This is a genomic window from Paenibacillus whitsoniae (genome assembly GCF_003955665.1).
Taxonomy (GTDB): Bacteria; Bacillota; Bacilli; order Paenibacillales; family NBRC-103111; genus Paenibacillus_E; species Paenibacillus_E whitsoniae.
The window spans coordinates 1-12,419 of sequence record NZ_RXHU01000119.1 but is presented as its reverse complement, the minus strand read 5'-3'; the positions used below and the strand labels follow the sequence as shown (position 1 = coordinate 12,419).

The 12,419-nt window shown below is 54.4% G+C and carries 12 protein-coding genes and 1 pseudogene; 9 read left to right on the top strand and 4 right to left on the bottom strand.

What is annotated here, in order from left to right; all coding sequences use genetic code 11:
* Positions 1-242: 242 nt before the first annotated feature.
* Both EJQ19_RS29600 and EJQ19_RS32065 read right to left on the bottom strand, forming a co-directional pair.
* Positions 243-854 (bottom strand): DUF3298 and DUF4163 domain-containing protein, encoded by a 612-nt coding sequence (locus EJQ19_RS29600; RefSeq protein ID WP_126144836.1) that lies wholly within the window; start codon positions 852-854, stop codon positions 243-245.
* 209 nt (positions 855-1,063) lie between these two features.
* Positions 1,064-1,231, bottom strand: a complete 168-nt coding sequence (locus tag EJQ19_RS32065) for a hypothetical protein (protein WP_164716828.1) — start codon at positions 1,229-1,231, stop codon at positions 1,064-1,066.
* Between the two features lie 196 nt (positions 1,232-1,427).
* On the opposite strand from EJQ19_RS32065, the gene EJQ19_RS29595 reads away from it, so the two are divergent.
* Positions 1,428-1,991, top strand: coding sequence for a pyridoxamine 5'-phosphate oxidase family protein (locus EJQ19_RS29595; RefSeq protein ID WP_126144835.1), 564 nt, complete (start codon positions 1,428-1,430; stop codon positions 1,989-1,991).
* A 64-nt stretch (positions 1,992-2,055) separates the two neighbouring features.
* On the opposite strand, the gene yidD is transcribed toward EJQ19_RS29595, so the two are convergent.
* Together yidD and EJQ19_RS29585 are read right to left on the bottom strand one after the other, a co-directional pair.
* Complete coding sequence (gene yidD / locus EJQ19_RS32720) at positions 2,056-2,562, bottom strand: membrane protein insertion efficiency factor YidD (protein WP_241243143.1); 507 nt, start codon at positions 2,560-2,562, stop codon at positions 2,056-2,058.
* 15 nt (positions 2,563-2,577) lie between these two features.
* Complete coding sequence (locus EJQ19_RS29585; protein ID WP_126144834.1) at positions 2,578-2,799, bottom strand: hypothetical protein; 222 nt, start codon at positions 2,797-2,799, stop codon at positions 2,578-2,580.
* 111 nt (positions 2,800-2,910) lie between these two features.
* Between EJQ19_RS29585 and EJQ19_RS29580 the strand changes: the two genes are divergently transcribed.
* From EJQ19_RS29580 to EJQ19_RS29545, 8 genes and pseudogenes are all read left to right on the top strand, one after another.
* A complete protein-coding gene (locus EJQ19_RS29580) occupies positions 2,911-3,300 on the top strand; it encodes an acyl-CoA thioesterase (protein WP_126144833.1) in 390 nt (129 codons plus the stop codon).
* An 80-nt stretch (positions 3,301-3,380) separates the two neighbouring features.
* Positions 3,381-4,775 carry a class II fumarate hydratase gene (gene fumC / locus EJQ19_RS29575; protein ID WP_126144832.1) on the top strand — a complete coding sequence of 465 codons (1,395 nt, stop codon included), beginning with the start codon at positions 3,381-3,383 and terminating at the stop codon, positions 4,773-4,775.
* Between the two features lie 273 nt (positions 4,776-5,048).
* A complete protein-coding gene (locus EJQ19_RS29570; RefSeq protein ID WP_241243142.1) occupies positions 5,049-5,951 on the top strand; it encodes an ABC transporter permease in 903 nt (300 codons plus the stop codon).
* A gap of 16 nt (positions 5,952-5,967) precedes the next feature.
* Positions 5,968-6,840: a carbohydrate ABC transporter permease gene (locus EJQ19_RS29565; protein ID WP_126144831.1), complete on the top strand. Its 873-nt coding sequence runs from the start codon at positions 5,968-5,970 to the stop codon at positions 6,838-6,840.
* A 67-nt stretch (positions 6,841-6,907) separates the two neighbouring features.
* Positions 6,908-8,506 (top strand): type 2 periplasmic-binding domain-containing protein, encoded by a 1,599-nt coding sequence (locus tag EJQ19_RS29560; protein ID WP_126144830.1) that lies wholly within the window; start codon positions 6,908-6,910, stop codon positions 8,504-8,506.
* Between the two features lie 74 nt (positions 8,507-8,580).
* Complete coding sequence (locus EJQ19_RS29555) at positions 8,581-10,362, top strand: cache domain-containing sensor histidine kinase (RefSeq protein WP_126144829.1); 1,782 nt, start codon at positions 8,581-8,583, stop codon at positions 10,360-10,362.
* Positions 10,362-11,978 carry a response regulator transcription factor gene (locus EJQ19_RS29550; protein WP_126144828.1) on the top strand — a complete coding sequence of 539 codons (1,617 nt, stop codon included), beginning with the start codon at positions 10,362-10,364 and terminating at the stop codon, positions 11,976-11,978. Before EJQ19_RS29555 ends, EJQ19_RS29550 begins: the two co-directional genes overlap by 1 nt.
* A gap of 8 nt (positions 11,979-11,986) precedes the next feature.
* Positions 11,987-12,419 (top strand): annotated as a pseudogene (locus EJQ19_RS29545) (hypothetical protein); the annotation flags it as partial.

Genomic DNA, 12,419 nt, shown 5'->3' with positions numbered 1-12,419 from the left:
TTCGCTCAGCTAAGAGGGTTTAGCCACGCTTAAAGGCCGAAATCCGGCCGGATTTCATTAAAATAGCTAGATGTAAGAGGGCTTAGCCCCTTCTAACTTGCGGAATTTGCCATTTTTCAGCTTAGCTAAGAGGGTCTAGCCACTCTTAACTATCTCCAAAGACCTTCTTTAAGCAGGCTTAAGTAGGTCTTCTTGGCATACTAGCGTTCCCTCTAAGCCCGCCGGTACAAGCCCCGTCGTTATCAGCCCATCAGCATGAGACCGAGCGGACTATCTTCCGCGACAATGTCCTGCAGCGCATAAGCGGAAATGGGGAAGTAGAGGAACCCGTAGACGTACGCGGCGATCTCGTACAGTTGAAAATAAATGACGATCGATTTGTCGGCAATGTAGTAATCCTGGTCGGGGCGAATGGTCTTAAAATCTACGAGCAGCGTAATATCGCGCCGTTTAATTTCTTCGGCAACGATCGCGCTGATGCGGCCGATATAGTCGCTGCCGGGCTTGAACTGTTCGGCGAGTGTGTAGCTTTTACCCGTTTCCGTGTTGAAAGTGAGGGACTTCTGCAACGTCATCCCATGCGCCCCGCCGGAGAACGCGTAGTTGATCAGCGACAAGCTCAGCACAGAGCGCTGATTGTTCTTGAGCTCGTAAAAAGCGGTGACGTCGGTCATCGGATTTTGGCCGTAGCCTTGGTCGTGCAGCTGCTTGTTCACGGCATCTACAATCGCTTTGTTCATCGCTTTCTGCGCCGTGAGCGGCGTGTGGTGAATGACAGCGGGGTACAGCAGATTGAGCTTGTTGCGGAGCACTTTATAGGTCTGAATACTGACCGGTCGATCCAATTCTTTCATTGATCATCATCCCTGCATTTTTGTTACAGGGTATTCGCGGCGTGGGCGTTTGGTTACTTGCCTATCCGGTAGAGAAGGCGATGGGAAAGGCAGCTGATCGATAGAGGACCAGCAATACATACAAAAAAGCCTGCAAATCCACGGCGGTCTAATCTCCCTCGGATTTGCAGGCTTTTTCCGTGCTGGCGCCTATGCAGGCTTCCAGCCAATTAATCTTGCGCAGAAGAGTCCTCTTGATCGTTGTCGTTTGCGACGGAGCTGTTGAGTTCGGAAGCAAGCTCCTGTACTTGTTGCTGAGCGGCTGCATTGTCGGCATTTTCTTGTGCCGCATTGATCGCGTGGCTGACTACGTCGTCGTTGGCGTTGTTAGCTGTCATATCGTTCACCTCCTTCTAAGTTTCAACTTCCAAAGTATGGCTCGAAACTGGGAGTTTTATGCAGAACGATGCAAAACAATGTAGAATAACCCGCGAATAGCTTATAGGTATTGGCTATAAGGTGTATCGCCTTTATGTATTTCCCCTTCGGCCTGCGGCGTAGGATAATAAAAGAAAAGGTGTGGAGGTGTCTGACATGGGCAAATCGTTTCCAGCCATGCTGCCGGAGCACGAGGCGTTTATTGCGCGGCAGCATATGTTCTTTGTAGGCTCGGCCCCGCTATCAGGGGAGGGGCATGTGAATTTGTCACCAAAGGGACACGATGTACTGCGTATTTTGTCCCCGAATGGGGCCGCATATTTGGATCTGACGGGGAGCGGCAACGAGACGAGCGCGCATCTGGAGGAAAACGGTCGCATCACGCTCATGTTCATGGCGGTGGAGGGGCCGCCGATGATTCTCAGACTATATGGCAAAGGATACGTGGTGCTGCCGGGAACAGAGGCGTGGGCGGAGCTGGCGCCACGTTTCACGATGCTGCCGGGCGCCAGGCAGATCGTCGTTATCGACGTTCACGAGGTGAAAACCTCGTGCGGCTTCAGCGTCCCTTTTTATAACTACGAAGGGGAGCGACCGACGCTGCAGAAGTGGGCGGAGAAGCAGGGCGAGGATGGGTTGACGGCCTACCACCGGCAAAAAAATAGAATCAGCATGGACGGGCTCGTTACGACGATCGGCCAGAGGTTGGGGTCGGAGTAGGAGGACGACTGCCTGTCGTCGTATGAGAAATAGCCCATAGGTACGTCTATGGGCTATCAGAGCTTTATAAATAGTCGTACCCGCCATTAGCCATGTTGCAGCGTCTCAATCGCTGGATGCCGCGGAAAACTCCCTTCACGACGCCGTATTTTTCAATGGCTTGAATCATGTAAGAGGAGCAGCTTGGTTCAAAGCGGCACTGATTCCGAATACGGATCGGAGCAAAACGTTGATAAACGTGTATGACCCAGATCGTTATGGCTTTTGCCCGGATCAGCATGTACAGAAAAATGCCAATAGACGGCAGTATGCAAGCCATCATAACGGCATAATTTGGAGCGATACGTGTCAAGCTAGCAAAGACGACAACCGCGAGGAACAGACCGAGCAATAGCGGTGATATGATATGGAACGCAGCCTGTCGCCAGTTGATTTCAGGAATAACGTGCACCCGCTTGTAATTGACACTTCTTGGGTCATTTTCATCATGAGCTGCATGCAGAATTGCCAGGAAATCCTGCTCGGTTGGCAAGGTGTAGAAGACCGTTTCTTTGGTTTTGGAATTTTCCATCGGTTGCTCGCGTAATTAAATGTCTTTGTAAAAAATCAACATATAATAGTGGGTTGTAACGGGCTGCTGTAAACAACCGGGCTTTTCTGTGACAGCGATAGACTCCATAGAATGATAGATCCATCCCGATTGGGTCTGGGCATTGATCATATCGGAGAATAATTTAACGGCTGCTTGCGTATCTCCTTTATTTACGTGCACGTTTTTGGGACCTGGAATGGCCGTGTATTGTCTCATCGAACATCATCCTTTTCCTTAGTCTGGTTTATTCCATTACTTTACTAGATGAAGTAGACACGTGTCGACTAAAATTTACAAAATTGTATAGAAATCGAGGAGAGCCTTGCCATGAAATCATCACTGCCGATCGTAGTCCGCTCAACGGAAATTGACGTCAATGGTCATGTAAACAACGCGAAATATCTGGAATATTTGGAATGGGGGCGTGAAGAATGGTACGAACAGTGCGGGCTGGACTATGAGACTTTCGGGAACATGGGGATTCAAACGGTTACAGTGAACATTAACGTTAATTATCGAAGAGAGTGCAAACAAGGCGAGGCCTTGCTCGTCACTTGCCAACCTGAAAAAATAGGTCGCTCCAGCTACGTTTTGAAACAAGAAGTCCTCGACGAGCATGGCGAAGTGCGTGCTGACGCCCTCGTGACAAGCGTTACGATGGATCGTTCTACTCGCAAAAGCCGCGAAGTGCCGGATGCGTTGCGGAAGTTTTTTTGAAACCCCGTGCGGCTCATAGGAGACCAGCATTTGGGGATTCTATTGGCGTAGCGGTACAACGATTTTAGGAGGCGGATGTCATGACGCAGGAATACCGGATTGAACGAGATACGATGGGGGAAATTAGAGTCCCTGTGGATAAGTTATGGGGCGCGCAGACGCAGCGGAGCTTTGAGAATTTTAAAATCGGGACGGAACGCATGCCCGCCAGGCTGATCAGCGCCTTCGCGCTGCTGAAGAAGGCGGCGGCCGAGGTTAATCGCGAGATCAACGGTCTCTCGCCAGCCAAAGCGCAAGCGATTTCGCAAGCGGCTGACGAAATCGTGCAGGGCCGCTGGGACGGCGAGTTCCCGCTCGTTGTGTGGCAGACGGGCAGCGGCACGCAGTCCAACATGAACGTGAACGAGGTAATCGCCCGCCGCGCGACAGACCTGCTGGGGGCTGGCGGCGAGCGCATCCACCCGAACGACGACGTCAATCGTTCGCAGAGCTCGAACGATACGTTCCCGACGGCGATGCATGTCGCAGGCGTCATTGCCGTCGAAGAAGAACTGCTGCCCGCCCTTGCGGACCTGCAGGCGACGATGAAAGCCAAGATGGACGCCTACGCCTCCATCGTCAAAATCGGCCGCACCCACCTCCAGGACGCCACCCCGCTCACGCTGGGGCAGGAGATCAGCGGGTGGCTGGCCATGCTGGAGCAGACGGAGCGCATGGTGCGCGCCTCTGTGGATACGATGCGCGAGCTGGCGATCGGCGGCACCGCCGTCGGCACCGGGCTGAACGCGCATCCCGAGTTCGGCGCGCGCGTCGCCGCCGCGCTGTCCCGCGAGACGGGGACGGACTTCGTCTCCGCGGCGAACAAGTTTCATGCGCTGACCAGCCATGATCAGATCGTGTACGCCCACGGCGCGCTGAAGGCGCTCGCGGCGAATCTCATGAAAATCGCCAACGACGTTCGTTGGTTGGCGAGCGGTCCCCGCTGCGGGATCGGGGAAATCACGATCCCCGAGAACGAGCCCGGCAGCTCCATCATGCCCGGCAAGGTGAACCCGACGCAAAGCGAAGCGATGACGATGGTCGTGTGCCAGGTCATGGGCAACGATGCCGCCATCGGCTTTGCCGCGTCGCAGGGCAATTTCGAGCTGAACGTGTTCAAGCCCGTCATCATCCACAACTTCCTGCAGTCCGTGCGGCTGCTGGCGGACAGCATGCGCTCGTTCAATGACCATTGCCTCGCGGGCATGGAGCCGAATCGCGACGTGATTCAGCGCAATCTCGAGCAATCGCTCATGCTGGTCACCGCCCTCAACCCGTACATCGGGTATGAGAAGGCGGCCTCCATCGCGAAGCAAGCCCACAAAGAAGGGCTGACTCTGAAGGAGTCCGCCCTGCGCAGCGGCTATCTCACCGCGGAGCAGTTCGACAGCTACGTACGTCCTGAGAACATGGTCTCGCCGAAGGCGGGCGAGTAGTCAGCATAGCAAGAAGAAGCGTGCCCAGTCGGGCACGCTTCTTTCTATTTCTAGGAAAGTTATCGCTGCGAAGCATAATGCTCTCTGTAAATTCCGCTGTGCCGATGCTCGTACCATGCAGCTTATTTCTTCATCCGATCATGGTGTACAGCTTTGTTTTTCCTTGTTTCACTGCCGAAGATTTTAGACTTTCTGCCGAAGAATTTGGAGGGATGCCAGACCTAGGCCACCTATAATCGAAGTATAGAGATCAAGGAGAAAGGAGACACCAAGGTGAAAAGAAGCCAACAACTGCTTCGACGATACGGCGTCATGTACTTGCTGCTACTACCCGGCCTGTTGTATTTCGCAGTATTCAAATATGTTCCGATGATATACATTTCAGCCGCCTTCAAAAACTATAACGTTCTGCAAGGGTTATGGGAAAGCCCCTGGGTAGGGATGCAAAATTTCGAGATGTTTTTTAATGGGGTGTACTTCTCTCAGATTATCGGGAACACGATTTTGATTTCTCTTTACAAGCTAGTCTTCTCGTTCCCGGCTCCGATTGTGCTGGCGCTTATGCTGAACGCGGTAACATCGAACGGGTTCAAGCGAACGATTCAGACACTCACGTATTTGCCTCACTTTCTCTCGTGGGTCATCATCTACGGCTTGCTGGTTGCCTTCATGGCTCCGGGCTCCGGACTCATTAACCAACTGCTGACCGCATTCCATTTCGAACGAATTTCCTTCCTGACGGAGCCGGGGTTGATCCGCTCCCTGATCGTTTCGACGGACATCTGGCAATCGGTAGGGTGGGGCGCCATCATCTACCTCGCTGCGCTAACCGGTATCGACCCAAGCCTGTATGAAGCGGCAACGGTCGACGGCGCTTCCCGCACAAGGCAGCTCTGGCACGTCACACTGCCTGGCATCCGCAACGTCATCATTTTAATGCTGGTGCTGCGACTCAGCTCCATTCTGGACGTCGGATTCGATCAGATTTTCATGATGATCAACCCGCTTAACCAGGAGAAAGCCGACGTCATCGAAACGTGGGTATACCGCGTGGGGATGCAAGAAGGACGGATCGGCCTCGCAACGGCTGTCGGGCTGTTCAAGTCCATCATTGGGTTCGTCCTCGTCCTCGGCGCCAATCGTGTAGCCAAGAAGTTTGACGGACAAATCTGGTAGAAGGAGGAGACTTACTATGCAACAGACAACGACCGGCGACAAAGTGGTCAAAGGCATTAATTATACGCTGCTAGTTTTGCTGGCCGCATCCTGCGTTGTTCCATTCTTGTACGTGATCAGCATCTCGCTGACCCCGATTTCCGAGGTGATCAAGCGCGATGGACTCGTGATCATCCCGACGAACATCACGTGGACGGCTTACAAAGAAATCATGCAAGGCGGACGCTTGCTGGACGCCTACCAAGTGACGCTATTCCGGGTCATCGTCGGGACGCTGCTTAATCTGGTGTTCACGGTCCTGACGGCGCTGCCGCTGTCCCGCAGAGGGCTTCCCGGTCGCAGCGGCATCCTGCTCTTCATCGTCTTCACGATGCTGTTCAGCGGGGGAATCATCCCGAGTTACCTGTTGGTGAAGCAAGTCGGGCTGCTCAATTCCAGCTGGTCGCTGATCATCCCTGGGCTCATCAACGCCTTCTATCTGATGATTGTCAAAAGCTTCTTCGAACAGCTGCCGGAAGCGATCGACGAGGCGGCGCGGATTGACGGCGCGGGAGAGTTCTCGATTTTATATAAAATCGTGCTCCCGCTCTCGGTACCCATTATCGCGACAGTCGGCCTCTTCTACGCGGTGTGGCATTGGAACAGCTACTTCGATGCGCTGCTTTACATTAACGATACGGCGAAGCAGCCGGTGCAGCTGTTCTTGAGGCAGATCCTGCTGGCGTCAGTTGCCATCAGCGGGGATGCCGCGGAAGCCGCCAACTCGGTCAATCCGATCTCGGTGCAAATGGCCTCCGTTGTCGTGACGACCCTGCCGATTTTGGTCGTGTACCCGTTCATCCAGAAGCATTTTACAAGAGGCGTGCTGCTTGGCTCCGTGAAGGGGTAATCCACTCGATATCGAAGAGGAAACTCTTGATATAGCATGTATAATAAGCATAGGGAGAGGGTTTTGTATGAGAAAAAGAAACGCGATTATGGTGCTTGCCTTAACGGTCATTCTGGGCACTGTTGCGGCAGGCTGCGGCAAAGCGGACAATGCCCCGAGTGCCACCACGGCAGCGGGACAATCCCCGGCGGCAAGTGCGGGTGCAGATGCCGCGAAGTATAAAATCAGCTTCTTTAACAGCATCGGCTATCGCCTAACGACGCCAATGCCGACGAAGGATCAGGATCCGATCCGCCAAATGATTGAGAAGGACAACAATATCGATCTGGACATGGTACTAGGCGGGGAAAGCTGGAAGGATAAGCTCAATCTACTTATTTCCTCGAATCAAATTCCGGACGTCGTGTCGTTCCCTGACCGCGCTTCCGCGATCAAATATTACGACCAAGGCCTGGTGGCCGACCTGGACGATGTGCTGAAGGGGTTCCCGGATTTGCTCAAATCTTTCGATCCTTCCCGACTCGAGCCGATGAAATATAAAGGGCATATGATCGGCATTCCGGCTTCGGAAGGGGTTGGCGGTGTCAATGGCTGGTGGATTAACAACACCTGGCTGAAAAAGCTGAACCTAAGCGTGCCTACGAACCCGCAAGAGCTGCTTAACGTCATGAAGGCGTTTACGTTCAACGATCCGGACGGCAACGGAAAAAATGATACTTACGGCTTCGTCGCCATGCTGCCGAAGGACGGATCGCTGGGCTCGAATTCCGGCGGTAACGGCTTCCAGCAAATTTTCTGGATGTTCGGCGTCCAGCCTAACTTCGTCGACGTAAAAGACGGTAAAGTCGTGGTGTATAACACCGATCCGAAAATGAAAGAAGCGCTGCAATTTATCAAAGATATGATTGATGCGAAAGTCGTGGATCCGGACTGGGTAACCATTGATGACGGGCTCAAACGCGATAACAAAATGTATCAAGGCAAAGTCGGCATCATGATCGAAGATTGGCGTCGTCTAGAGCCTGCAGATACGAAAAAAATGCAGGACACTGGCGGCAGTGTGCCGGACTGGAAACAAATCGCGCCTCCTAAAGGGCCGTATGGCGACCAGATTTTGGATACGAAGCCGTTCCAACAGTCGATGATCGGCATATCGAAAGAAGCGCTCAAAGATCCGGGCAAAGCGAAGCGAGCAATGGCCTTTATCCAATACTTGTACACGAACAAAGACGCTTACCCGTACCTCGCATACGGCATTAAGGACAAAACGTTTACCATGACCAACGGTCAGCCGAAACTGATCGACAAATCCACTTACAACGAGAAGGAAGTCGATTGGCGCTATAACTACGCATTCGTGCGTAAAGCCAATGATGGTGTGTATTTTGACTTCAAGAATCCTGACGTAACCAACGCAAACCAAAAAATCAACACCTCATACCTGAAGGATAACAACGTGAATCCGCGTGTGTTCGACGACCCTAGCGACGCTATGGCGCAAGATCGTCTGAAATATGTCAACGAGATGATGCTGAAGTTCGTGACAGGGAAAGAGCCGCTCAGCAACTGGGACGCCTACGTGAAAACGCTGCAGGATAAATTCAAGTTGAACGATGCGATCGCGAACTATACCAAACAGCTGCAAGGCGACGGCATTATGAAATAAGCAAGACCGGAAGAAGAGGGGGACCGCTCCTCTTCTTTTGAGCTATATCAGGGAATAGGCTGGGGGCTGAACGTATGCGCAATTGGATCAAGATGAGCTTTACTCATATTTCTTTTCGACTGTTCCTGGTCTGTTTTGTCTTCGTGCTCAGCTCCGAGACGATCCTTAGCGCGCTTTCTTACCGGTATATTAAGAATGAAATTACGAGCAGTCAGCTGAATCAGGCCAAACAACTCCTCACCAAAGAAGAGGAATATATCGATCTGTACTTCCTGCTGGTGCAAAATACCCTTTCCCAGCTCTCGTCCTCCGCCGATTCCTGGCAAGGGGATCTGAACGCGGCGCAGGACAGTCTGGAGAGGGTCTATCGCGATAATTCCGTCATGCTGACGGATGTCTATATGATCCGCCGGGATTTGTCAATCCTCGGCGGCAATCCCGTCACGAAAGTGTTTAATGACACGATTCCCGAACGGGAGCCGCTATATAAGCTTGCTTACAGCAATAAGCTGGGAACGGTGACGGTGAGCGAGCCGTACGCCAGTTTTTATTCCGGCTGGACGGTGACGTTTACGAAACCTGTTCTGTTCGCAGGCGAGCCGATGGCGCTGGCGATCGATCTTAACCTGACCGCTTTGCAGGAGCGGCTGCAACACATAAGCGGGAGCAGCACGGATTTGCAGCTCAGCATTCTGGACGACAAGGGACGTGTCATTCTGGAGCCGGTGGGCAGCAAATTTTTTACCCTCGTTAACCATCGGCTGCAATTCGACGAACGGGACGGTCTCGAGCTTGTCCAGAACAAAGACGATGTGTTCGCGGAGCGGATGAACGGCAATCCCGTGACCATTATGAAAAGCATCAACCCCCGCACCAAATGGATTGTGTTCGCTTTCTATAGCGGCAGCTCCTTGCAGGCGACGCTGAAGCGGATGGAGACGTATTTTATCGGTTTGCTGCTGTTGGGCTTTGTGCTGAGCGGCGTGACGGCGGGCTTCGTCGCCCGGATGATCCGAACGCCGGTGTATTATTTGATCCGGAAAATCAGCCAAGTGAAATATGGGGACTTGCATGTCAATATCCGCAGCACGCGCCGGGACGAGTTCGGGGAACTGGCAGAGACGTTCGACGATATGCTCGGACGGATCCGCACACTTATTGAGCACGTGAACCAAGGAGAGCGGAAGAAAAAAGAACTGGAAATTCAAGTCCTGCAATCACAGATTAATCCGCACTTTCTGTACAATACCCTGGGTTCCATCTCCAATGTGGTCGCGTTCGGGCGCTACCAGCAGGTTGATCCGATTATCGAGGCGCTCATCGCGATTCTGGAGTATGGCATCACGGACTTCTCGGACCGGGTATCGCTGGAGCAGGAGCTGCGCAACGTGAGGGACTACATTTACATTCAGAGTGTCCGCTACGACTGCACGTTTGAACTGCTGGAGGACATTTCGCCCGAGCTGCTGCAGCAGCCGGTGCTGCGAATGGCCCTGCAGCCGATCGTGGAAAATGCCATTTTCCATGGTTATGCGGGAGGAAGAAGGTCGGGCCCCATTCGACTGTCGGCCGAAAGGCGGGAGGACATGCTCATTGTGGAGGTCGTAGATGACGGAAGCGGCATGTCGCCGGAGCAGGTGGAACGGCTGCTGGCGGCAGCGCCGGGAGACGTACGGGCCGACCGGCGCAAGCGAATCGGACTTTACAATATTCATCAGCGGATCCGTTTGAATTATGGCGAACCGTACGGACTGAGCGTCTGGAGCGAGCCGGGAAAAGGGACCAGGGTCACGCTGACTTTTCCTTATGATGCTGCACTAGAAGCGGGGACCGCGATGGAGAGGAGTGAGGCGTAATGAAGGAATTGACTTGCCTGATCGTGGATGACGAGCCGCCGATGGTGCAGCGGCTGGAAAGCTATTTCCATCGGTGGGCGGAGCACAAGCTGCCTTTTCGGCTGGTGGGCCGGGCGTATTCGGCCGACGAAGCGTTGGAGCTGGCGGATCAACTGAGGCCCGATCTGATCATTACGGACATTGTCATGCCCGGTAAAGACGGCATCGCGTTGATCCGCGAGGTGCGGGAGCGCCAGCCCCGCGTGGAGTTCCTGATCTTGAGCGCGTACTCGGATTTTTCTTATGCGAAGCAGGCGATTGCCATGGGTGTGTTCGAATATTTGGTCAAAGTGCCGCTGCGTGAAGAAGATGTACGGGCTGCGCTGACAAAGGCGCGGGACAATATGCTGGCCCGTGAGCAGAAGGAGCAGCTCCTGCAATCGCTCAGCGGATCGGCCAAAGAGAACTCGCACCGGCTTCGCAAGCAGCTGCTCGAGGAACTATTGCGCGGTGAGGTATCTCCTTCCGCGATGGAGCGCCGCAGCGGCGATCTGGTGCAGGGCTTCGAGCCCCGGCACTATGGCTGCTTTGCTGTGCGCTTTGACGACTACGAGGCGTTCTGCCGGACGTACTCCCCGGCCGATCGCAACACGTTGAAGTACGCTATGCTGAACATCATGGAGGAAGTGCTTGGGAGCAGCGGCGGGGCGTGCTATGCCTGTGAAATCCAGCCGAACGTGCTGGTGGGGCTGACCGCTTTCCGCAGAGGCAGCGAGGGCCAGATCGATCGGGACAATTATGAGCTTGGCGTTCGCCTGCATGACGCCATACAGACCTATCTGCGCCAATCCGTCTCCATTGGCGTCAGCCGGACGCACAGCGGCTGGGAGCAAGCCGCTGCCGCCTATGGGGAAGCTGTCGCTGCGCTGGGCGACACCTTTTATGCGAGCTTTGGCATGGTGGTCACGCCAAACCGCAGGATTGCCTACGCCGAGCGCGACTGGCGCGAGCTGAAAGACAGCTTTGAGCAGCTGCTGGAACGCGTTACCGCCGTCTCCGTCGGCGAGGAGCTGGCACCGCTGCTGCAAGTGCTGCACAGCTGCCGGGTGCCGGCGGAGCAGCTGCTCGGCTATATCGAGACGTGGTGCATCCGGCTGCGCCAGCGGCTGCTGCCTACCAGCCAGACGGCGGAGGCGGGGCCGGTTTCTTTTGGGGACTGTACACACCTGCATCAGCTTATCGAGCGTCTGCGCACCGAGTGGGAGCTCCTCAGCCAGCAGGCGGAAAGCAGCGGACTGCGTGCCGAAATGGTCAAGGCGATCCGCTTCGTGGACGATCACCTGACCGAATCGATTTCCTTGGCTCTAGTGGCCGAGCATATTCATTTGAACCCTTCTTATGTCAGCGAGCTGTTCAAGAAGGAGCTGGGCATCAACTTCACCGACTACGTGTCGGGGCGCCGCATTGAACGGGCCATCGAGCTGCTGCGCAAGCGCGAGTACTCGAATTTGGAGCTTGCCGAGGCGGTCGGCATTCAGAATGAGAAATACTTTTGTACACTATTCAAAAAAATTACGGGGACATCTCCGCAAAAATTCGTTGTCGCAGGCTGGAGAGGCCGACGCGAGGAAGGGTGAGCTTGGAGATGCTGGAGAGAGAGAAACGCGAGCGGCTGGACGTCGCGGTGCTGGAACAGCCGCCTGCCGCTTATCGGAGCGCGCCGTTCTGGTCGTGGAACGACAAGCTGGAGCCCGAGGAGCTGCGCAGACAAATTCGCGAGATGAAGCGCGCGGGCCTCGGAGGCTTTTTCATGCACGCCCGTCAGGGGCTGAGCACGCCGTATATGGGCGAGGAGTTTCTGCGCGCGGTGGAGGCTTGCGTAGAAGAAGCGCAGGCGCTGGGCATGGAAGCGTGGTGCTACGACGAGAACGGCTGGCCGAGCGGCACGGCGGATGGTGTTGTGCCGGCATTGGGGCGCGACTTTCAGCAGAAATGGCTGGAAGGCGTTCCGGTGGCCAAGGAAGGTTTAGATGAGGCGTTGCGGGAGCTGGGCAGGGATTTGGATTTTTTGCTGTCTC